General features: G+C 46.6%; 19 protein-coding genes. 8 read left to right on the forward strand and 11 right to left on the reverse strand.

From position 1 onward, the window contains the following. Nucleotides 1-30: 30 nt before the first annotated feature. Nucleotides 31-2283, reverse strand: a complete 2253-nt coding sequence (locus tag Q3O60_RS16145) for an Ig-like domain-containing protein (protein ID WP_305894966.1) — start codon at nucleotides 2281-2283, stop codon at nucleotides 31-33. Between the two features lie 170 nt (nucleotides 2284-2453). Here Q3O60_RS16145 and Q3O60_RS16150 point away from each other — a divergent pair, with 170 nt between their 5' ends. After that, a complete protein-coding gene (locus tag Q3O60_RS16150) occupies nucleotides 2454-3797 on the forward strand; it encodes a dicarboxylate/amino acid:cation symporter (RefSeq protein WP_305894967.1) in 1344 nt (447 codons plus the stop codon). Between the two features lie 40 nt (nucleotides 3798-3837). Here the strand turns inward: Q3O60_RS16150 and Q3O60_RS16155 are convergent, their stop codons facing one another. From Q3O60_RS16155 to Q3O60_RS16165, 3 genes are all read right to left on the reverse strand, one after another. Then, entirely contained in the window at nucleotides 3838-4491 is a 654-nt protein-coding gene (locus Q3O60_RS16155; protein ID WP_305894968.1) for a thiopurine S-methyltransferase, read from the reverse strand. After that, complete coding sequence (gene sohB, locus Q3O60_RS16160) at nucleotides 4492-5487, reverse strand: protease SohB (protein WP_305894969.1); 996 nt, start codon at nucleotides 5485-5487, stop codon at nucleotides 4492-4494. It abuts the gene before it with no gap. A gap of 141 nt (nucleotides 5488-5628) precedes the next feature. Then, nucleotides 5629-8013, reverse strand: coding sequence for a VolA/Pla-1 family phospholipase (locus tag Q3O60_RS16165; RefSeq protein WP_305894970.1), 2385 nt, complete (start codon nucleotides 8011-8013; stop codon nucleotides 5629-5631). A 218-nt stretch (nucleotides 8014-8231) separates the two neighbouring features. Here Q3O60_RS16165 and Q3O60_RS16170 point away from each other — a divergent pair, with 218 nt between their 5' ends. Beyond that, nucleotides 8232-8978: a YciK family oxidoreductase gene (locus tag Q3O60_RS16170; RefSeq protein WP_305894971.1), complete on the forward strand. Its 747-nt coding sequence runs from the start codon at nucleotides 8232-8234 to the stop codon at nucleotides 8976-8978. Between the two features lie 93 nt (nucleotides 8979-9071). Here the strand turns inward: Q3O60_RS16170 and Q3O60_RS16175 are convergent, their stop codons facing one another. Further along, nucleotides 9072-9596: an H-NS family histone-like protein gene (locus Q3O60_RS16175; RefSeq protein ID WP_305894972.1), complete on the reverse strand. Its 525-nt coding sequence runs from the start codon at nucleotides 9594-9596 to the stop codon at nucleotides 9072-9074. A 158-nt stretch (nucleotides 9597-9754) separates the two neighbouring features. Here Q3O60_RS16175 and can point away from each other — a divergent pair, with 158 nt between their 5' ends. Continuing rightward, nucleotides 9755-10408 carry a carbonate dehydratase gene (can, locus tag Q3O60_RS16180; RefSeq protein WP_305894973.1) on the forward strand — a complete coding sequence of 218 codons (654 nt, stop codon included), beginning with the start codon at nucleotides 9755-9757 and terminating at the stop codon, nucleotides 10406-10408. A 6-nt stretch (nucleotides 10409-10414) separates the two neighbouring features. On the opposite strand, the gene purU is transcribed toward can, so the two are convergent. Continuing rightward, nucleotides 10415-11251 (reverse strand): formyltetrahydrofolate deformylase, encoded by an 837-nt coding sequence (gene purU / locus Q3O60_RS16185; RefSeq protein ID WP_305894974.1) that lies wholly within the window; start codon nucleotides 11249-11251, stop codon nucleotides 10415-10417. A 176-nt stretch (nucleotides 11252-11427) separates the two neighbouring features. Between purU and tsaA the strand changes: the two genes are divergently transcribed. From tsaA to Q3O60_RS16200, 3 genes are all read left to right on the forward strand, one after another. Continuing rightward, a complete protein-coding gene (gene tsaA / locus Q3O60_RS16190; protein WP_305894975.1) occupies nucleotides 11428-12138 on the forward strand; it encodes a tRNA (N6-threonylcarbamoyladenosine(37)-N6)-methyltransferase TrmO in 711 nt (236 codons plus the stop codon). Then, entirely contained in the window at nucleotides 12110-13165 is a 1056-nt protein-coding gene (locus Q3O60_RS16195) for a Kelch repeat-containing protein (RefSeq protein ID WP_305894976.1), read from the forward strand. Before tsaA ends, Q3O60_RS16195 begins: the two co-directional genes overlap by 29 nt. Before the next feature lie 79 nt (nucleotides 13166-13244). Then, complete coding sequence (locus Q3O60_RS16200; protein WP_305894977.1) at nucleotides 13245-14987, forward strand: proline--tRNA ligase; 1743 nt, start codon at nucleotides 13245-13247, stop codon at nucleotides 14985-14987. Between the two features lie 85 nt (nucleotides 14988-15072). Here Q3O60_RS16200 and Q3O60_RS16205 read toward each other — a convergent pair whose 3' ends face one another. Next, on the reverse strand, nucleotides 15073-15462 hold the full coding sequence (locus Q3O60_RS16205) for a DUF2750 domain-containing protein (RefSeq protein WP_305894978.1): 390 nt from the start codon (nucleotides 15460-15462) through the stop codon (nucleotides 15073-15075). A gap of 25 nt (nucleotides 15463-15487) precedes the next feature. Beyond that, nucleotides 15488-15904, reverse strand: a complete 417-nt coding sequence (locus tag Q3O60_RS16210; RefSeq protein ID WP_305894979.1) for an MAPEG family protein — start codon at nucleotides 15902-15904, stop codon at nucleotides 15488-15490. A 155-nt stretch (nucleotides 15905-16059) separates the two neighbouring features. On the opposite strand from Q3O60_RS16210, the gene Q3O60_RS16215 reads away from it, so the two are divergent. Beyond that, nucleotides 16060-16644 carry a thymidine kinase gene (locus Q3O60_RS16215; protein WP_305894980.1) on the forward strand — a complete coding sequence of 195 codons (585 nt, stop codon included), beginning with the start codon at nucleotides 16060-16062 and terminating at the stop codon, nucleotides 16642-16644. Between the two features lie 117 nt (nucleotides 16645-16761). Further along, nucleotides 16762-18276 carry a sensor domain-containing diguanylate cyclase gene (locus Q3O60_RS16220; RefSeq protein ID WP_305894981.1) on the forward strand — a complete coding sequence of 505 codons (1515 nt, stop codon included), beginning with the start codon at nucleotides 16762-16764 and terminating at the stop codon, nucleotides 18274-18276. A 41-nt stretch (nucleotides 18277-18317) separates the two neighbouring features. On the opposite strand, the gene Q3O60_RS16225 is transcribed toward Q3O60_RS16220, so the two are convergent. From Q3O60_RS16225 to Q3O60_RS16235, 3 genes are all read right to left on the reverse strand, one after another. Continuing rightward, a complete protein-coding gene (locus tag Q3O60_RS16225) occupies nucleotides 18318-19106 on the reverse strand; it encodes a putative porin (RefSeq protein ID WP_305894982.1) in 789 nt (262 codons plus the stop codon). A gap of 142 nt (nucleotides 19107-19248) precedes the next feature. Continuing rightward, entirely contained in the window at nucleotides 19249-21252 is a 2004-nt protein-coding gene (gene uvrB, locus Q3O60_RS16230; RefSeq protein WP_305894983.1) for an excinuclease ABC subunit UvrB, read from the reverse strand. Beyond that, on the reverse strand, nucleotides 21249-22619 hold the full coding sequence (locus Q3O60_RS16235; RefSeq protein ID WP_305894984.1) for an MATE family efflux transporter: 1371 nt from the start codon (nucleotides 22617-22619) through the stop codon (nucleotides 21249-21251). The genes uvrB and Q3O60_RS16235 overlap by 4 nt, the downstream gene beginning before the upstream one ends. Nucleotides 22620-22794 lie beyond the last annotated feature (175 nt).

Here is a 22794-nt window from a genome sequence, read left to right on the forward strand (position 1 = left end):
GCTTACAAGCGGGTTTTTTTATCAGAGCGATCAGAGCGCATCACTGCAGCTTCCACTTTGTCCGAATGGGTTTGCAGGTGGCGCCACCGTTTCCGTCGTTAAATCACTTGCCGCAGGAGTTAAAGTAAACTCGCGATAATTCATATTTTCAGTTCCTGCAGCAAAACCACTTACTTGCAATCTAACATCCAACCAAGGAGCTACATCTCGTGGGTAGGTGACATGGAAGACAGCAATGCCATCTGCATTCGACGTAACGGTCGAAGGGACTGTCGCCAAGTTACCTGGCGTCAGTAGCCCATCACCATTCGTGTCTTCACCACTACCTGGAATTGGATCTCCATTACCATCAAATTCAATATCTAAAATACCATTAAAGTTCACATCCTCACTCATACAGCCTGCTGTAACATCAGTTACCCAGCTTGTGAAGCTTTCAGGTGGTGGCGGATCTTTAATCCAAATACCTTTGCGGTAGCGTAATGATACAGCTGCAACATTCAACGGCTGATTTGCCACTGGATTACCAGAAGCATCGGTCACGATAATGGAAAACTCTTTACGATATAAACTCGCGGATGGGCTTTCGATGGTATTGCCAGTTCCAAACCGGAAAAACAGTGTCCGGCCACCCACAGCAATGTCAGTTGAGTCAGTCACACCTGAATTACTAACCAGAGAAGCACTGATGATCAAATTTTCACCTTCAACACCTGCGCCAGTCGTTAAGTCTGCGGTAAAAGATGTTGTCGCAACCCCTTGCGAGTTGGTTGTCGCAGTGCCCGAACTGATAGAACCGCCAGCGCTGTTGTCCAAAGAAAATGCGACCAGCTGGTTTTTCACGGGATTATTATTTTCATCTCGAACGATGGCCCGAATAGAGCTGCTATCCCCTTGCACTAGCTGAGCAGGAAAAGCCTGAACTTCCATTTTAACGGGATTGACGGCTATAAACTCAACCACTTTTTGAGTGCTAATTTCATTATCACCACCTCGAGCTGAGATAGTGGCTAAACCGGCAAAAGATGACTGAACGAATACTTCCGCTTTGCCATCTGCATCCGTCATCGACTCGGTTACAACACGTTGGTCACTTAAGTCAGGCTCTGAGCTGGCTATACTGCCACGAGTTGTTGAAAACAATACGTTACGGTTCGCGTTTGGAATGTTATCCGTGAGCCATTCCAATTCCATCGATCTGGCTGTATTTAAATCCACTTCAGGAATACTAGCTTCGTTATCGCTATTGGCCAGAAAAACAAAGCTATCGGCTTTTACACTTAAACTAACCGACTGATTTAAACCAAGAGCAGCCACCAGCAAAGTATCATCTCCACTGCTCACAGCATCGTATGTAATGCTTACCTGTCCATTGCTGCCTGTCATTGGTGATGTTTGACTCAGCGGGTTACCTAACTCAGAAGAAACCGTCAGAACCTCATTAGCAATACCTTGACCAGCCGCATCCTGTAAGGAGAAGTTGATGGCAACATGATCACCAAGCACCACCGCTGATGGTGCTACAACTTCTAACGTTGTCCCTACCACGCGAAGCAATAGCTCATCACGAATATTATTAACCCGGGCGCTGACCACGATATCACGTACCGACTTATCAATTTGACTGGTCAAGGTTGCTTTCGCGATCCCGTCTTGCTCTGTTTCCGCGGAGGTTACGATCAACTCACCAGAGTCTGAGGAGAACGTAACCGGTACTCCTGATAACAAGACATTGTTACTGTCACGCACTAAAGCTGATAGTTCGATTTTATCGGAGGCGCCAGAGCCTAGTTGAGTCCGATCGGCTAGCAAGCGAACACTGGCAATGGTAATTCCGCTTTCTCCCCCACCATCACCAGCTGAGTTAAAGCCGGCCGCGGCACTAGTATCTGTATTTTGCAACGTAGCTCGTAATTCACCCGCGCCACTAATATCACCCGCTCTAAGCTCAATCTCAGCCACTCCAGAGCTATCCGTTAATGCAGTGCCTGAGCTGGCAGATAAAGTAGCCAAACCTTCAGAACTGAACTCAAATACAATGACACGTCCACTTATGGTGCCATTGTTCGTGGCTGATAAAGTCGCGCGAGCGGTTAATGGTTCAGCATCGGATAATTGGTCGGACGCTGCTCCTGCACTATCATTCAATTCAAGTTCTAGTGTAAAAACGGGAGCCGTCCCGGTACCACCATTACCACCACCATCTAAAGTTCCACCACCACCACAAGCAACAAGTAGTAATGAAAAGAAGACAGCAGTTATACTAAGTTGGATGTTTCGCATTAAAACGCTCCCGGACTTCATTATTTTTATTGGTTTATTATCTATTCTGTATCTTAGCCCATGATTTATCCAGCCGTCACACCATTTCTTAAAAAAAATTCAATTGATGTTGGTTGTTAACCATCAAACTGATAACCTTTAAAGACTCCGAGTCTAAACAATTACGCTGTATGCAAACTACAAAAAAACTCAGTCTTACCAGCCGTATAGTCATTGGCATGATTTCCGGGATCGTGCTTGGTGCCTGCTTGCAATGGTTTTTAGCCGGTCAAGATGAACGTAACATCCCACTATTTTTATTCGACTTACCAGTCAAAGCCTTTTTTATCGATGGCTTGTTTCATATTGGAGGTCAAATTTTCATTGCCAGTTTGCAAATGCTGGTGGTGCCATTAGTGTTTATCTCACTGGTCTGTGGAACCTGTTCTTTATCCGATGCCAGTACCTTGGGTCGTCTGGGTGCTAAATCGGTAGGGCTTTACTTAGTCACAACCGCCATTGCGATTACCCTCGCTATTACAGCAGCCTTATTGATAGGCCCTGGCGTTGGGGTCGATATGCAAACCGATACCACCTTTAGTACTGCAGAAGCACCTGGCTTGGCCCAAGTCATTATTAATATGTTCCCACGGAACCCTATTAATGCCATGGCCGAAGGCAATATGCTGCAAATCATTATTTTTGCTGTGTTATTTGGTATAGCAACGGCTATGAGTGGTAAACCAGGCGAGCGCATTGCTGATTTATTTCAGGATTTGAATGCCATTGTGATGAAGTTAGTGACCATCTTGATGAACTTGGCACCTTATGGGGTTTTCTGTTTGATGGTGCGAGTGTTCAGTACCATGGGACTGGATATGTTCAGTAGCCTTGCCGCTTACTTCTTCGTGGTGTTAGGTGTCTTGTTACTGCATGGCTTTGTGACCTACCCTTTGCTGCTCAAGCTACTTACTGGCCTAAATCCGGTTATTTTCATGCGTAAAATGCGCGCAGCTGCTTTGTTTGCCTTTAGTACTTCAAGCAGCAATGCCACCATCCCAGTTACTTTGGAAACCGTCACCAAAAAGCTGGGGGTTAAAAACAGTATTGGCTCTTTCACGGTACCATTGGGTGCAACCATCAATATGGATGGTACCGCCATCATGCAGGGCGTGGCGACCGTCTTTATCGCTCAAGTGTTTGGGGTTGATCTATCACTGACGGATTTCTTGATGGTCATTTTAACCGCAACTCTTGCATCGGTTGGAACAGCCGGAGTGCCTGGCGTAGGTTTAATCATGCTAGCCATGGTACTGCAACAAGTCGGCTTGCCGGTAGAGGGGATAGCATTGATTATTGGTGTCGATCGCCTGCTCGATATGACCAGAACCTCGGTCAATATCACCGGTGATTCTATGGTGTCATGCGTTATTGCGAAAAGCGAAAAACAGCTGGATGAAACCGTCTTTAACGATCCGGAAGCAGGACGCAATGATGAAGAGTCCGTCGACTTTAAACACATTCATAATAGCTAAATAACTACACGAACTCTGCCCTAAGCTGTATTACTTCAGCTTAGGGCAGTTGAATACGCCATGCTTTTTCTATCAACGAACTGGTGGCGAAAGCCCGGCGAGCAAAACCAAGGCCAGTTCGATTGCTGATGGCGAGTAAGTCAATCTGCGCCCCGGCAAATAGCTGGCGAATCTCCGCTTCAAACACGGCAAAAGGCGGCCCCTGTTTTTCTTCTGGTGGGTATTCCAGACTAATCACTAACAAAGTACTACCTTCAGGAAGAACCCGCCGTAGGTGCTTAACATAACGCTGCCTCATTTCAACAGGCAACGCAATGAGTGCGGCTCTATCATACGCCAAACAACACTCAGTACAGTTGTCTTTAGTCAGTTGAAAAAAATCTCCTTGCAGTAAGCGAAGGCGCTCCGTGGTATAGACCTGATAATGCGCTGTTTTATGCAGCGACAACGGCAACTGCTGTTCCTGAAAAAAGTCAGCACAGGCACGCTCAGCCAGCTCAACACCGACGACTGGTATATGCTGGCGCAAAAAAATCATATCCATACTTTTGCCGCATAATGGCACCAATACCTGTGAGTGCAACTCTGGCTGATAAACACGGCTCCAGCAGCTCTGCAGCAATGGATGCACCTGATCGAGATGAAACCCAGGATAAGGTTGTTGCCAGCATTCTAACCAAAATGCGTGCTGCACTTATTTCTGCCAATGAAACGATGAGAGTTTCTGCCACAACTGCTCCAAAGCGGATGCTGCACCAGCCCCCATACGCTCAGCTAATTTTTTCCTTTGCTGAAACTTCACTTGCATTACCCGGCGATGACTAATTTGTTCAATCAGATAATCATCGCTGGTTTGCAGTGCATCAACCAATTTAAGCTCAAGTGCCTGACGCCCTAACCAATACTCACCTGTCGCCACCTCGTCGATATTCAACACTTCGCGATGGGTAAACACATGGTCTTTAAATAAGTGATGGGTCTGTTCTAGCTCTTGTTGAAATTTTTGCCTGCCTTTTTCGGTATTTTCACCAAACAGGGTAACGGTACGCTTAAATTCTCCTGCAGTAAATTGCTCGAAATCGATGTTGTTTTTTTGCAAAAATTTATGAAAGTTGGGCAGTTGTGCCAACACGCCAATCGAGCCAATAATGGCAAAAGGAGCCGCAATAATTCGATGGGCAATACATGCCATCATATAGCCGCCACTGGCCGCTACTTTATCAACCGCTACCGTTAAGTTGATATCACGCTGACGAATACGATCCAGCTGAGACGCACCAAGCCCGTACCCATGCACCACACCACCACCACTTTCTAAACGAACAAATACCTCGTCCTCAGGTGTTGCCACCGCCAGAACCGCTGTAACTTCTTCTCGTAAAGCATCCACCTCGGCAGCAGCCATACTGCCATGAAAATCAATGACAAAAGTGGTGGGCAATGCATCCGTAGCTTCAGCTTTCTTTTGCTGCTTGCTCCAGCGCTTAAAGGCTTTTTTATCAAGTAACTCGCCTTGAAGCTCTGTTTGTAACTGACGGTATTCATCCGACAGATCAGTAAACTGAAACTCGCCTTTTTTGGGTTTCTGCCGCATCGCAGCTCCCGCAATTAAACCAATAATCAGACCAACAGCGATCACAATCGTGGCCGCTTTTGCCAGAAACAAACCATAGTCGAATAGAAATTCCAAAGTATCTCTCCATACCTCAATAAACATAGTGTGCATTGTACACAAAAAATCGTTGAGAACGATTTTTGCGGCGTACCAAGGATGAGCATGCATAAAAAAGCCCGGCGAACCGGGCTTTCGTAACGAGTAAGATTTTATCGATTACTCATTGCTTTGTAACACCATAGGGTTGGTCACATTAACAGCTGCTCCCCCTGTGGCGAAAAAGCTAGCCATCTGCATTTGCATCTCGCCCGTAACTGCTGCACTAGAAGCAGGGCTTAAAATAGAACCATGGTCACCAGCAATAAACCGACTGATTGCCGCGCCTTCAACAGGAACTGGCCCAGCTACAGCAGGGATGGTTGCAGCGCCGAGCAAGCGGGCCATCGGTTCTGTACCGGCTAAAGGCATAGAACCAGCGGCCAAGGCTGCTGCAGGATTAAAGTAACCATTTGGTATCACCTGATCTGGCAGGTTCATATCACCATCGCCTGCCACCATCAACATATGTACGGGTGTATCGGTAGCAATAAGTTGCTGCAGATAGTTGTTTGGATCACCAGAATCGGTAATGGTTTGCGCAGCGAAAGCAAAACGGGTCAAATTGCCTTGAATTTGAGCCAAGGCCGCTGTCTCGCCTGACATCGTTAAATCAGCCAAAAAATCATCAACGTACTGAGCAACACAACCAGTAAACTGGGCTTCAGAAGCGGTACCAGGAGCTGGACAACCATTCGCAACAGCAAAGCCAACTAATGCTGCTGAGTTGTCATCATCTGCCCCTAAAATCACGCTGGCTTTGATCAAGCCGCCAAATTGTGGCGAATCCAGTAGGAAATTAGCCACCGCACCACCTGGCATCGCTAAATTCACACTTTGCACTTCATACAATGCATCCAGCATTAGATTACCCGTCGATGTATTCGCTAAAGCGACCATAGAGGAACCAGCAATAGCGCCTAGTGAATGGCCTAACACATGCACATTGGTGGTATCCAACTCAACGCCTTGCGTAAAGTTTAATGCCAATCTAAGCCCTAACATATCATGGATGCTTTGGCGCAAGTTATCACGAGTCACCAACAAGTTACCCAAATTCATATAGACGGTAGCATTGCCTTGCAATCCACAACTCGCTCCTGAAGCATTGATCGGACCAAAACCACGACTGCCATGCAGAGGATGATCAATGGCAACGGTAGCAAAACCTGCCTGTGTTAAGGCACTGGTCACCGCCAGCATGTTTTCTTTACACGACGTAATGCCATGTTGCAGCATCACCACTGGCCAGCCAGCATCAGGCATGGTAAATGCATTTTCATCCGGTACGGTCATTTGTACATCAAGGCTTGCTTGCACTCGTGGCAATGGGATGGTGTTAAATTTGGTTAAATGACGACGTTCATCCAATCCAAAGTCACGCAGTGAACCACCTGATGCTGCATTACAGAAAGCGTCATTCATCATCTGCTCGCCTTCCAGCTCAGACTCCAACCCCGTGATTTGCTCATCAGATAAAGAAGCAATAATGGCTCCGGTGTCACAGCGGGCTGTCCAACTGGTGTTCAAAGGACCTTGAGGGTTCTCTTCGGTTGGCACACCAGAATAGTAAGGAAGTGTCACACTACCTGCATAATAGCGGACCAAGCCAAAACCTTGCTCGACAGGAAATTGAGGGCTAAGGTCTGCCACCGTCATGCCGGTATTTTGTACCTGAACCACCGGCTGAGCCCCTTGCTGAATACCAGCAGCGAGTAATTGCTTGGTGGTTGCCAACACATCGGCGGTCGATTGTGTGGTAATGGCAGCCGTATAAATCACACTGGATTTATCCAAACCACCTGAGGACACTACACTTTCATAGCTATTAATAACGCCTTGCAACTGACGCTGCTGGGCAGAACCCAAAGGAGCCGTTGTCAGATCTTGTTGCAGCAGCTCGTAAGTGGTCGATGGCGCAATGGAGCGACCTTCAGAGTCACGTAAGGTTTCGGTAAGAGCAACAATATAGGTGGTATTGCCTTTTAAAGGACGAAATGGGATCACCGCAACATTATTGCCACTCGCGGCTGTAAAAAAGTCTTGTCCAAAGGCAAGTTCACCAACGAGCTGACAAGCCACCCCCTGCGGTAAAGCTTGACACTCCTCTGCACTTGACGTTGGCCCGCCCATCACTACCTCAAACAGACGTACAGCACCTGGCGCACTGGCCGACTGCGCATCTAAGCTAACACCTGGCGCAAATCGTAATTCAATACTGAACGGGTTTTGTGTCGACCAGCCATCAAGCGCACCCAATGCAGTCTGCGGGTTGGTATAATCCTGGCTATCAGCATCGAGTGTTAAGGTGCCGTCAGTAGTGCCTAAGAATAATAAGTCATTAGGTACGGATACATCACCCGCACCCGGGTCAAACACCACGCGTGAGCTCGGAACTACCGTCCCTTCTTGAGCCACGTCTTCTTTGATATCATCGAGTGAATCACCGCACGCTGCCAGACCCAATGCGCTGGCAATCGCTAAACTAATCGCAAGCTTTTTCATAAACTCTCCCCGTCCTTACCTATTTTTTGTTTTTGCAACATCGTATGTTGGCTGATATTTTTGAAGTTTAGCTGCTTATCCCAACAGCTTAGACCAGTTAAACTTAACTCAATCGAATTAAAATCGCTAGCTGAAAAACCAGCTTCTGTCGCAAAAGATGAAAAAAAAAACCAAAACGCGTATGCTGTCGGCGTTTTTCAGACTTGGAATTACTTCTCATGAACACCTACAAAGCGCCTGCATCGCTGCTCAGCAATAAAGTTATTCTTGTTACCGGAGCCGGTGATGGTATAGGCAAAGAAGCGGCTCTCACTTTCGCTCGGTATGGAGCAACGGTGATACTTCTGGGTAAAACCACCAGTAAATTGACAGCAGTCTATGATGAAATCTGTACCAAAGGCGGTTCAGAGCCTGCGATTATTCCGCTGGATTTAAAAGGTGCCAGCCAGAAAAACTATCAGGATATGGCGGCCTCTATTGAGTCTGAGTTCGGGCGCCTCGATGGCATATTGCATAATGCAGGCATTTTGGGTGGCTTAGCCCCGTTTGAACATATCAAACAAGATATTTGGAATGATATCCTTCAGGTCAACTTGACAGGGCCTATGCTGCTGACACAAGCACTTTTGCCTGTACTCAGAAAAGCAGACCATGGCTCAATTGTATTTACCTCTTCAGGTGTAGGGCGTCAGGGAAAAGCCTACTGGGGTGGCTATGCCGTATCCAAATTTGCTACCGAGGGCCTGATGCAGACACTGGCTGATGAGTTTAGCGAAAGCAGCATTCGTGTGAACTGCATCAACCCAGGGGCTACCCGTACCACCATGCGTGCTCGTGCCTACCCAGCGGAAAATAGTCAGTTATTGAAAACACCAGCCGATTTAATGTGGTTATATTTGTATCTGATGGGCGATGATAGCCTGGAGATAAACGGCCAATCACTGGATGCTCAACCTAAACCGTGATGACATCGTCTAAACGTTCATGACAAGCAATAAGCCCTCACGGGCTTATTGCTTAAAGCGGCATCACACAGCATACCACTCGGCTATTGCAATTTATTTGCTGGGAAGTATCTCTTCATTGTTGGCTTCAGCCCATGTATTCCACACTTCGACCTTAGCATTGTAATTTTCAAGTGCTTGCTTTTCAGCAGCTGCCAGCAATGATTGTACGTCTTTAGCATATTTTTTGTGTACAGATGCGAAAGGAACAACTTCGATTCCTTTATTTTGCAATGCTTTTTTCATCGTATGTGTTTTTAAATGCTGCAACTGTCCTGATTCAACATAAAAGTACTGCTTGTCCTTATTTAATGTTTTTAGCTTAGGCTTTACCGGGCGCTTATTCGCATTTTCACTCGTTGCTGATTCGGCTACAAGCTCATGATGAACATGAAAGCCTAATTGCTCAAGCGAATAGCCCTGAGATTTAGCGAGTTGTTTTATTTGTTCAATGGCGGCGGCTTCTTTTTGTCTTGAATCCAAGACCTCGGTCAACCATTCAATCGCATCGCGAAGATTGACTACCGTCAACTCTTTGGCTGAACGCTTTAATTCTTTTTTGTTTAATAATAAAGACATCGGCTAACTCCATGGGTTGTCAAACTATATATCGGGATAATAACATAGCTATTTGCCGGATTAATACACAGATAAAGTGGTTTTAGTTCTGGTCGGGTCTGAAAAATGAAGCAATTTAAGGTATCTTAGCCCCAAGATGATATTGGAGTTTTGTAAACATGCCAGAAATTAAAACATTATTTGCCAACAACCGTGCCTGGGCCCGTCAGGTCGAAGAAGACCAACCAGGTTTTTTTAAGAAGTTATCGGCGCAACAAGCGCCAGAGTATCTGTGGATAGGTTGCTCGGACAGCCGGGTGCCGGCGAACGAAATTGTTGGCATGTTGCCCGGTGAGTTATTCGTTCATCGCAATGTCGCCAATTTGGTATTACATTCCGATATGAACTGCCTGTCGGTGCTGCAATACGCGATTGATATCCTAAAAGTAAAACATATTATTGTCTGTGGTCATTATGGTTGTGGTGGTATCAACGCCGCCATGAATAAACAGCGGGTTGGTTTTGTAGATAACTGGCTGCGTAACATAAAAGATGTCTACGCCTTGCATCGCGACGAAATAGAAATTATTGCGGATGAGTCTGCACGCTTGAATCGGTTGTGTGAACTGAATGTCGTCGAGCAAGTACGCAATCTGTGTCATACCAGCTTTGTGCAGGATGCGTGGGAACGCCAGCAGTCACTCACCGTGCATGGCTGGGTATACAGCTTAGAAGATGGCCATCTGAAAGATTTAAAAGTCAGTCACTCGAATCCTGAGCAAATCGATAACATCTACACTTTATCCAGTTTAGCGGATGCTGCTGAGAGTTAACTCTCGCTACAGCAAAACCGTTTTATTGCCATGGACAAACACCCTGTCTTCCTGAATTAATAGCAGTGCTTTTGATAGTGCTGCTTTTTCCACATCCCGCCCGGCTTTGGCCATATCTTTTGCACTGTAGTTGTGGTCAACCCGAGTGACCATTTGTTCAATAATTGGCCCTTCGTCCAGCTCATTATTGACGAAATGAGCCGTCGCACCGATGATCTTCACACCACGCTCAAAGGCACGCTGATAAGGGTTGGCACCAACAAAAGCAGGTAAGAAACTATGATGAATATTGATAATACGTTGCGGATAATGCGCTACAAAGTCAGGAGTTAATATGCGCATAAACTTGGCCAACACGACATAATCCGGTGCAAACTGGTCAATCTGTGCCATCAATTGCTTCTCATGCTCACAGCGATCCAGATGTTGATGACAAACATGAATAAAAGGCACACCAAAACGCTCGGTTAAGCTAGCAAGCTCGGCATAGTTGCCAATGACCGCTGCAATCTCCAGCTGCAATGAGCCATCAAACACCTTCATCAGAATATCACCCAAACAATGTGCTTCTTTGGTGACCAGAATAACCACCCGCTTCTGCCGGGCTTTCGGGTGCAGCTGCCGCACGCTACCTATTGGCAGGGCAGCATCTAAATCGGCCAACAACTGGGCGTCATTAAACACACCTTCCAATTCGGTTCGCATGTAAAACTGGCCGGAGACCGGATCAACATATTCAGTATTTCGTATAATATTCAACTGATGCTGTGCACAGGTACCGGTAATAAGCGCGATGAGTCCTTTGGAGTCTGGGCATTCAGTGACTAATATTTTTCGTTCCATGTTCATAGTGCTTTGATTGAGACTGAGAGAATAACCAATAGTACCTTGCATCCATCTGGCATTAAAGACATTAAGACGGCTTTGTTGTGGTTTTTAACCATTGGTTGTTGTTCTGTAGAATAGCCGTCATACTACCCTATTGATGAACAACCATTTTGTGATGCTTAACACCTTAGATGCAAAACACATTTGAATTTGAAGCCATAGGCTATATTCGCTCTCCCTATAAGCAAAAATTTGCAATACCAAGGCAACCGGGATTGATCCCAGAAGCCAAGGCCCAACTCGTGTTTCATGATTCGTTTAGTGCGGAGCCTTTTATACGCGGCATCGAAGAGTTCAGTCACTTATGGCTGTTGTTTGTTTTTCATGAAACGGCAGATAAGGGCTGGTCTCCCATGGTCCGGCCGCCGCGCTTGGGAGGGAATATCCGCAAAGGGGTTTTTGCCACCAGAGCGACCTTCCGGCCTAATCCAATTGGCTTATCCGTCGTACAACTTGAAGGGGTTCGCATTACTGGCAAGCAGGTAGAATTGGATTTAGCTGGCATTGACTTAGTGGATGGGACTCCCATTATCGATATCAAGCCGTATCTGCCCTATTCGGATGCCATCCCTGATGCTAAGGCTAGTTTTGCCGATAGTGCGCCAGAAACAGGCATGACCGTTAGCTTTTCGGAGCAAGCTGAACTGTTTTGCCAATCGCAACCGCAGTACCCGCAGTTGCAGCTCTTTATCGAAAAAGTTTTGAAGCAAGATCCCAGGCCACCTTATAAGAAAAAACACAGTGGCGAACAGAGTTACGGCATGACACTCTATACTTTTAATATTCAATGGACTGTGACAGGAGAACATCATTATGTTTATGCGATCACTCCCTTACCTTAGCGCCTTGCTGGTTTCTGGCAGCGTTCTTGCTCTTCCGCCGCTACCTGAGCCGGTGAGCAACAATGCAGTTGCCAGTACCACAGTCCGAGGCAAAACCTATGTCGTTAGTATGATGGGCATGGGCCCGGGTAAAACCGCACAGGATGCACACAACAAAGTCTGGATGCATACCATTGGCGAGTTTGGCTGGAAAAGCCTGGCTGAGGTTCCAAGTCAAACGCGAGTTTCTGGCCGCGTTGCTGCCAGCGCTGTGGCACTCAACAATAATTTCTTTGTGTTAGGTGGATACAGTATTGATCGACAAGGCAATCGCGTGACCTCGGTAGAAAGCTACCGCTTTAACCCTGCCACGGAGCGCTACAACCGGGTAAATGATATGCCTGTCCCTGTCGATGACACCCTTGCCCTCACCTATCAGGATCGTTATATCTATCTGGTTGGCGGCTGGAATGGTGATGGTGCAGTGAATCTGGTACAGGTCTTTGATAATTTCACCCAAAAATGGAGTCAGGCCACCCCAATGCCGGGCCAAGCGGTGTACGGCTTAGCAGGTGCTATCGTTAACGACGCCTTGATCTTCTGTGATGGTGTTGCGCTGGATTATCAGACCGGAGAACGCGTCAAAGCCATGGAGCCAAGCTGCTACCAAGGTGCCATTGACCCACGCAATGCTCTAAAGCTGGCATGGACACCCATTGAGCATCCAACAGGGCAGGCTCGTTTTAGAATGGCGGCAATTGCCAGCACTGTCGAAGGCGAGGACGTCGCAGTATTTATTGGTGGCAGCCAGACATTTTATCATCATTCTGGTGTTAGCGAGCAAGGAGAAGCGGCTCAGCCAGAGTCAGCCGTCTGGCTCTACTCACCGAAGCAACAAAAATGGCTAAGCGCTCAATCAACCGAAGCGGTGATGGATTTGCAGGGTTTAATTAAGGTTAATGGTGACATTTATTCCATTGGTGGCATGCGACAAGATCAGCAAGTCACGCCACAATTACTCAAACATTCAGTCCAACTGAACAATTAGTCTGTTTATTTGCATGGCGTTGCACAAAACGCCTTGCTAGAATACGGCAATTTTTTTTCTCAGTGCAATAGGTCGAGCCATGCGCAGCAGTCAGTATTTATTATCAACCATGAAAGAAAACCCGGCTGATGCCGAAGTCATCAGCCACAAACTGATGCTGCGTGCTGGCATGGTTCGTCGTTTGGCATCTGGCTTGTATACCTATTTGCCAACAGGTGTGCGCACCTTACGCAAAGTTGAGCGTATTGTTCGGGAAGAAATGAATAAAGCAGGGGCGATAGAAGTATTGATGCCCATGGTACAGAATGCTGAGTTATGGCAAGAAACCGGCCGTTGGGAGCATATGGATGCCGAATTACTGCGCTTTAAAGATCGCCATCAGCGTGATTTTGTCCTTGGCCCCACCCATGAAGAAGTGATTACGGATCTTATTCGCCGTGAAGTCACCAGCTATAAGCAGCTGCCGCTTAATTTGTACCAAATTCAAACCAAGTTCCGCGATGAACGCCGGCCCCGTTTTGGTGTGATGCGCGCGCGTGAATTTCTTATGAAAGATGCCTATTCGTTCCATTTAACGCAGGATAGCCTACAACAAACCTATGATGCGATGTATCAGGCCTACACCAGGATTTTCACGCGTTTAGGGTTGGATTTCAGAGCGGTCATCGCGGACAGTGGCTCGATTGGTGGTAGCGTGTCGCATGAATTCCATGTACTGGCCAGCTCAGGCGAAGACGCCATTGCGTTTTCTACCAGCAGCGATTATGCCGCTAATATTGAAATGGCTGCAGCGTTACCTCCATCCAGCAAGCGCCCCGCCGCCAGCGCTAGTCTACAAAAAGTAGCGACTCCTGATGCAAACACTCTGGAAGAACTAGCGGCTTGTTTATCGCTGGAAACCAGCCATCTGGTGAAGACCGTGCTGGTGCATGCTCATCATGATACAGAAGATAATGCGACAAAAGACAACAGCGTTCAACTGATTGCCCTTGTGGTAAGGGCTGATCATCAGCTCAACCATGTAAAGGCCGAAAAGCATCCTCTGGTTGCGAGCCCTCTGACACTTGCAACCGATGAACAAATAAAAGCTTTACTTGGCTCTGCTACCGCTACAATTGGCCCGGTTGGTCTGAAGGTACCTGTTATTGTCGATCACAGCGCCGCTGTTCTGGCTGACTTTAGTTGCGGTGCTAATGAAGACAGCCACCAGCTTGTTGGCGTCAATTGGGATCGTGATATCACAGATTATCAACAGGCCGATATACGCAATGTGGTCTCTGGTGATGCCAGTCCTTGTGGCTCAGGTACGTTAGAAATCAAACGCGGCATCGAGGTAGGTCATATCTTCCAACTGGGTGATAAATACTCTCAAGCGATGAAAGCGGGCGTGCTGAATGAAGCAGGTAAAAACCAAATTCTGACCATGGGCTGTTATGGCATTGGTGTATCACGCATTATTGCAGCCGCCATTGAGCAGAATCATGATGAATATGGCATCATTTGGCCTGATACCATAGCACCTTTTCAAATCGCTTTAATTCCTATGAATATGCATAAATCGACACGTATTCAACAAGCCGCGGAACAGCTTTACAATGAACTGACTGCCGCAGGTTTCGAGGTGATTTTTGATGATCGTAAAGAGCGCCCAGGCGTAATGTTTGCAGATATGGAGCTACTAGGCATCCCACATCACATTGTGATTGGCGAGCGCAACCTGGATCAGCAGCAAGTCGAATACAAACACCGTCGTAGCGGCAGCAAAGAAATGCTAGATATTGCTCAGGTGGTTGCTGAAATGACTACCCGCGTACAGATTTAATCATCGTGAGTGGCATGTACAAGACAAAGGGCGCTGCATGAGCGCCCTTTTTGTAGGATAGCGAACGCATTGAATAAATAGCGGCTTACTCGGGCGCTTGCTCTGCCTGTAAAGCCTGCTCCATTTCTTCAGGTGACACCACCACACCAGGCCCTTCCGAGTCAGGAAAGACAGCAATCGACAGCTCATCACTTTGCAAACCGGTCGTCCACTTCTCCAGCCAGGTGGTCAGAGGGATAGATTGAGCCTGACAAGCACTCCATTCCCCATCAATCCAAAGCTCAGCAAGCTCGGCATGAGGCCACACTGGAATGCAGCGATCGTCTTCAGCACTGACAAGGACAAAGCCTTCATCATCCACCAGAATCCAAATGGTCTCTAAATCAACGGCTGCACGAATAAAATAGTCATAACGCTGCTCTGCATCCAGAGTATTTAGCTTGTTTAATTCTTCATCACTTAACTGGTATTCCATGTACAACCTCTCTAATCGGTTTCGTCTAAAAAAAGCTGAGCCACATAAAGCGTAGCCAAATCACCCAAAGTACCGCACAACTGTAGATAAAGGTGCGAAAGCGCCAACGTAGCTGATTGCTTCCAGTATGGATTAAGGCATGGATGATCCGTAACACCACATAAAACGCACCCATCAACACAAAGGCCATATCTGCCAGACCTTGCTGTAATATCAGCACCACGGCAAACATATACAGCATAGGCATTTGAAATTGATTTTCAAAGTTACGTCCTGTTGCCACCACTTGTGCATTTGCTGTATCCAGCTGCATCAGGCGAAATGCATCCATACTGATCTCACCCTTTCGGGCCGCTTTAAAACGCCGTCGTCCCATCACAACTAACACCACACTGGTTAATACAACCTGTGCAAACACTGTTAACAATAACCACTTATCCATTTATTACTCCTGATAGTGTCAGCGGATAGATTTGAAATGACTAACGGCCCATAATGGCGCTCAGCTTAATGCATCCACTTGAACGCAGCAAGTAAATGATTAGGTTCAGTCAACAGCTTTGGTATACTGCTGAAAATGATTAGACAGGATGTGCTATGGCCCAGTTGTACTTTTATTATTCTGCCATGAATGCCGGCAAATCGACGGCTTTATTGCAAAGTGCCTACAATTATGAAGAGCGAGGCATGCAGGTCGCGCTATTTACAGCTGCGATTGATAATCGATTTGGCGAAGGTGTGATCAGCTCTCGCATTGGTCTCTCAATGCCAGCAACACTGTTTGATGCTAACTTTGATTTTATCGCTCAGATCAAGCAACAACAGTCAAAGCAAGCGATTGATTGTGTACTGCTTGATGAGGCGCAGTTTTTAACCCGCAATCAAGTGCAGCAACTTACCGATATTGTCGATGACTTGCATATTCCTGTACTTGCTTTTGGCCTACGAACTGACTTTAGTGGTAACACCTTTGAAGGCAGCCACGCGCTCCTAGCTTGGGCCGATAAACTGATTGAATTAAAAACCGTCTGTCATTGTGGCCGTAAAGCAAATTTTGTCGTGCGGCTTGATGCTCATGGCCAACCGACCCAAACCGGCGATCAAATCCAAATAGGTGGCAATGAAAGCTATGTCTCAATGTGTCGGGCGCATTTTAAAGCCTTGGTTTGGCAACCAAAGTAGCATCAACAAGCAACTTCTCTCGTTTGCATTCCAGTGCAAACAAAAGGGACTGACTTCACTTTTTGGGGATTGCCGTGAATTCAGTTATAGTTAGCAAAAGCGGTATCAGAGAATGGTATGCCAAAATTGAAAGATGATACACCTCATTATTGGGCCATTATTGATGCATTGCCCTTTGCTGTTCTACTCAAGGATACAGCGAAGCCGCATATATTCGCCAATAAGCAAGCGCTTCATTTACTTAGCCTAACCACTGACTCTTTTGTACTAAGTTTGCATGATATTCGTCATATCCGACTCGCTGACCCAATCAGCAAAACCCAGTTATCATTAGCACAAAACCCATTATTGATGGCGCTCAGTGGCAGCAGTGTCAACCAATCTGTGCTCTTTGAGTATTCGGGTACGACGGTACAATTATACGCCACTACTGTGCAATTGAGCTTCACTTTGAGTAATTCGGTTCTTATTGTTTTAACCCCCGAAAGTACTGCATCGAAGTTCGATATTGCTCAAACTGAGCGAGTTGATGATACAAGCGAGTTAGAAGAAGCGCTTGCCTTTGACAAATTAATGTCGCTTATTTCTACAGAACTGATCAATGTCAGACCCGATAAACTCGATATTCATATTGAAGATGCCCTCACTGCTTTGGGCGAGTTTTGCCATGCGGACCGAAGCTATGTCTTTTTATTCGATAAACAGATGAAACACATGAGCAATACCCATGAGTGGGTCCGAACAGGCATCAAAGCACACAAAGAGAACTTGCAAAATGTGCCTCATCAGGCATTACCTTATTTTTGGCATGTGATCCAAACTGAGCTTATCTTTGCGATAAGCGACGTGGAACAACTGACTGAAGCAGCTCAGGCAGAAAAAAATGAGTTTAATGCTGAAAATATTCAGTCTGTATTGTGTACGGCTATGTCTAGCGAAGGGCAATTACTTGGTTTCGTCGGCTGTGACATGGTGGCACGAAAACGTAACTGGACGGCCAGTGATATTCGCCGCTTAAAGCTGGTGGGAAACATGATTGCCAATACCATACAAAACGTGAATTATCGACTGTCGCTGCAAAAGATGCAGAATAAGTTGGTCAAAGCCAATCAGGAGTTAAAGGTACTAGCCGCCAGAGATGGATTAACCGGCATAGCCAATCGTCGCCAGTTTGACGAAGTGATACTGCAAGAGCTACATCGTTGCACCAGAGCTCAAGCGCCGCTTTGCTTGATGTTGATTGATATCGACCACTTTAAAGACTTCAACGATAACTATGGCCATTTGGCGGGGGATGATGCATTAAAGCGGGTCGCTATTGCATTGCAACAACAATTAAAACGTCAGGGGGAGTTGATTGCTCGTTATGGTGGCGAAGAGTTTGCTGTCATACTGCCGCAGTGTGACTCAGCTGAGGCGCCATTGATTGCTAAGCGTTTACATGCTGCCATTTTCAAATTAGCCATAGAGCATACATTTTCACCTTGGCAATTACTTACCATTAGTATTGGCTATTGCCAGCTGACTCCTGATAAAAAAACCAGCATCAACACCTTGATTGAAAAAGCCGATACGGCACTCTATCAAGCAAAAGCAGCGGGACGTAATCAAGTCAAAGGCATTTCCCTATAAAGCACTTGTCATGAGCACTTTATAGGGAGTAGTAACAACAGTTAGAAGCGGTAACTTGCACCCACTGTGTAGAGATCCTCACCAGTTTCCAGTTGGTCAAAAGTAACCTGAGCTCGAAGAGCCAGTTGAGCCATTGGATACCATTGACCTCGGATGGTAAATGCATCTGAATCGGTGCTGAAACCATTTTTGGAAGTCCAATCATACAGCAGACCTACAGACATGGTCTTACCAAAGTAGTAATCGCCACCGAGACTATAGCGGTTGCGGCTGGTTCCCTTCAAATCCATGTAACTGGCTTCAATATTAAGATGGTCACCAGTAGGTAGGCGCATAAGTTTTTTGGTACTAAGACCAAACTGAGTCGCCGATCCTTGTTGGTCAGAACGTAAATGCTCAGCATCAAACGTTATCAACCAATCAGCTTGGAAGAAATAACCAAGTTGAGACAAAGCAGACTTGGCACTGGAGCCATTGACACTAAAGTAATCGAGTGATGCATAAAAATTATGGCTATCTGCCATGTACTCGCCACCAAGCCCCCAAGCAGAAAAACTATCTTTAAAGCCATCAGTTTTTAAGGTACCGCGATTGTATAAACCATACACACTGCTATTGCGGCCAATAAAAGCAGCTTCCGCTAAAGGCGCGATAGAGTTGAACTCGACAGGGGTAAGATAAAAGCGGTGCGATAGATCCCAACTTTGCAAGTCAGAGGTAAGCACATCGCCCCAAGAAAAATCGAGTGAAGTTTCATGCTGATAATCGTTAGCTAAAACAGCTACCGATGCAAAAGACATCAGCGAAGCGAGCAGTGTACGTTTCATCATATCTTGTCCTTACAAATCATTTTAGAAAAAGCATCCTGAGCAGATACGCCGTTTGCCGCGGCCCAGTGCTGGCGGTATGCTAGCGCCCGCTAACTTAATGAAAACTGAACACCCCTACCGTTTGGCGATTATGTCACTGAAATTACTCATTTTTGCTTAATAATCGCTCTTGAATCACTTTCAGCTGATCGCGACACTGCGCAGCCTGCTCAAACTCAAGGTTTTCAGCGTGCAACCGCATCTTACTTTCAAGCTGAGCGATCTGAGCGTAAAGCCCGGCTTGCTCTGCTGCCGAGTAGGTGCCTTTCGGTTCAGCCACCATGTCGACTTCCGGCTCAGGCGCTTGTGCCAGATCCATTACATCGGTGACTTTCTTATTCAGGCCTTTAGGAACAATACCGTGTAGCTCGTTAAATTCCACCTGCTTTTGCCGCCGGCGGTCGGTTTCCTCAATCGCGCGCTGCATCGATCCTGTTATTCTATCTGCGTACAAGATGGCCCGGCCATTCAGGTTTCGAGCTGCGCGACCAATGGTTTGAATGAGCGAGCGCTCAGAACGTAAGAAGCCTTCTTTATCTGCATCCAAGATCGCGACTAAGGATACCTCAGGAATATCCAGCCCCTCGCGCAGCAGGTTGATCCCGACCAACACATCAAACACACCCAGGCGTAAATCACGGATGATTTCCACACGCTCTACCGTATCAATATCAGAGTGTAAGTAACGCACCCGCACCTGATGCTCTGCTAAGTAGTCGGTCAAGTCTTCCGACATTTTTTTGGTAAGCGTGGTGACCAGAACGCGTTCGCCCACCTTTACCCGCTTATACACCTCAGAGAGTAAATCATCCACTTGCGTGGCAACCGGCCTAATTTCGATTTCAGGGTCGATCAAACCAGTCGGTCGTACGACCTGCTCAACCACTTCACCCGATGACTTTTCCAGCTCATAAGCAGCAGGAGTTGCCGAGACATAAATGCGCTGCGGTGCAATAGATTCAAACTCATCAAACTTAAGGGGGCGATTGTCCAATGCTGATGGCAAGCGAAATCCATAATTCACCAGGTTCTCTTTTCGTGAGCGATCTCCTTTGTACATGGCACCGATCTGTGAAATCGTGACATGAGATTCATCAATAAACATCAAGCCATCTGCTGGGAAGTAGTCCAGTAATGTAGGCGGTGGTTCGCCAGGCTCGCGCCCAGATAAATAACGCGAATAATTCTCGATACCAGAACAATAACCGAGCTCCACCATCATCTCGATATCGAACTGAGTTCGCTGTGACAAACGTTGCTCTTCAACCAGCTTATGCTGCTCAAGTAATTGCTGTTTTCTGTCGCCAAGTTCAACTTTGATACGCTCGACCGCGGCCAGAATTTTTTCCCGGGGGGTGACATAGTGGGTTTTAGGATACACCGTGTACCGAGTCACCACCTTCTCCACAGTTCCGGTCAATGGGTCAAATAAACTAATGCGATCGATTTCATCATCAAACAGTTCAACCCGAACGGCATACGAATCAGACTCTGCCGGAAAAATATCAATAACATCACCACGGACCCGATAACTGGCCCGCTCAAATGCCAGATCATTACGTTGATATTGCAACTCCGCCAAGCGACGTAACAAAAAACGCTGATCAATGGTATCACCCTGCTTTAAATGCAATAGCATTTTCATGTATGAAGCAGGATCGCCCAGACCATAAATAGCTGATACCGAAGCAATAATCACGACATCTCTACGTTCCATTAATGCTTTGGTCGCAGAGAGCCGCATCTGCTCAATGTGTTCATTAATGGAAGCATCTTTCTCGATAAAGGTATCGGTCGATGGCACATAAGCTTCTGGTTGGTAGTAATCGTAATAAGACACGAAGTATTCCACAGCGTTGTCCGGAAAAAAGGCTTTCATTTCCCCATAGAGCTGAGCTGCCAGCGTTTTGTTGTGAGCCATAATTAAGGTGGGTCGGCTGACCTGCTGAATAATGTTGGCCATGGTAAAGGTTTTACCGGAACCGGTAACCCCAAGCAGCGTTTGATGAGCCAGGCCCGACTCCAACCCATCGACCAGCTGTTCTATCGCATTGGGCTGATCGCCAGCGGGTTGATACTCTGAAACCAGACGAAATGCTTTACTCATGCCGCATCCTCCAAAGTAAGTTGTTGTCGCTGCATCTGTCCAAGTGAGCGCTGAAACCAAAAGTAACTAATGAACGCCATGCACAGATTCGCCAGTACACAACCAATAAAAAGTCCTTGGATCCCTGCCAACTGCCCACCTATCCAGGCAAAAGGTACATAAAACACAAATAACCTTAGAACACTTAACCACAGTGCCTGGATCGGAAGATGCAAAGCATTCAAGGACGAATTGGTCAGAATAATAAGCCCCTGCAAACCATAGCCTAAAGGTAGGATCCACAAAAATAGTACGATCAGCTGTTGCACTTCAGGGTCGCTTGAAAACACCCTCGCCAAGGTCGTGCCGCCAAGTGCCAACAATAGATACAACACAAGTTGCCAGATAAAAATAAAACGAATGCTATGTTGGTAGGCCGCCCGCACTCGCTGCAAGTCCCCTGCACCAAAGTTCTGACTTATAAAAGGCGGGAGCGTCGTCGATAAAGCAAGAATAACCAGGCAAGCCATACTCTCTAAGCGAATACCTACACCAAACGCGGCCACCGCTTCAGCACCGTACCCTGCGACTATCGCGGTTAACACAGCCATGGCTAATGGGGTCAACATATTAGCTCCGGCAGCAGGAAAGCCAATCCGCAATACTTTACGATAAATAGGCCATGCTCGATGCAAAGGTTGCCAGCCAGCATCAATCAAACCCCGTTTACGCAACAAAAACAACACCGCAACTGAACCAATGAGCCATGATATGACGCTTGCTAAGGCAGCACCTTGCATTCCCATAGCAGGCACAGGGCCATAGCCAAAAATCAGTAGAGGATCCAACAGTGCATTGGCCAACCCGCCAGCGGCCATAATAAAGGCGGGCAAACGCGTTTCACCCGCAGCTCTCAAAATACTATTACCAACCATTGGGATCATCAGAAATACAACCCCAGCCAGCCAGATCCACATGTATTGTTGAATAAGCTGTAAAATACTCTGCTCAGCTCCAAGTAAGCCAAACAACACATCGTGTAACAGCCACCCTATCAAGGCCATGGCTATAATAAGAAAGCCTGCCAACCATAAAGCAGCTAAACCATCAGCCCGCGCTTCTTCGTGGTTTCCTGCACCAAGTGCTTTTGCTATGACTGCAGAGGTACCTATGCCTAAACCAATCACCAGACTAATAAAGGTAAATGTTACCGGAAAGGTAAAACTAACGGCGGCTAACTCTTGCGTACCCAGTAAGCTAATAAAAAAAGTATCGACTAGATTAAAGCTCATCAATGTAAACATGCCCAGCAACATGGGCACCGTCATGCGTTTTAACGTAGTTCGGATGTCATGGTGTAGTAAAGAGTCTTTAGTAGGAGATGTCATAAACCAGCTTATCCAAAAAGGAGACGGTATTGTAAAGAAAAGTGACGCTTGATACTACGCAAAAGCGACAAAAGTCATCACTGAAAAGACAACAGCACCAAATTTAGTTCACAAAGAGGTATGGATCCGACAGTAAGCATCCGAAAAAATATTCATTTGCTTTACCTTTCGATTC

The organism is Alkalimonas collagenimarina, from assembly GCF_030717845.1.
Taxonomy (GTDB): domain Bacteria; phylum Pseudomonadota; class Gammaproteobacteria; order Enterobacterales; family Alteromonadaceae; genus Alkalimonas; species Alkalimonas collagenimarina.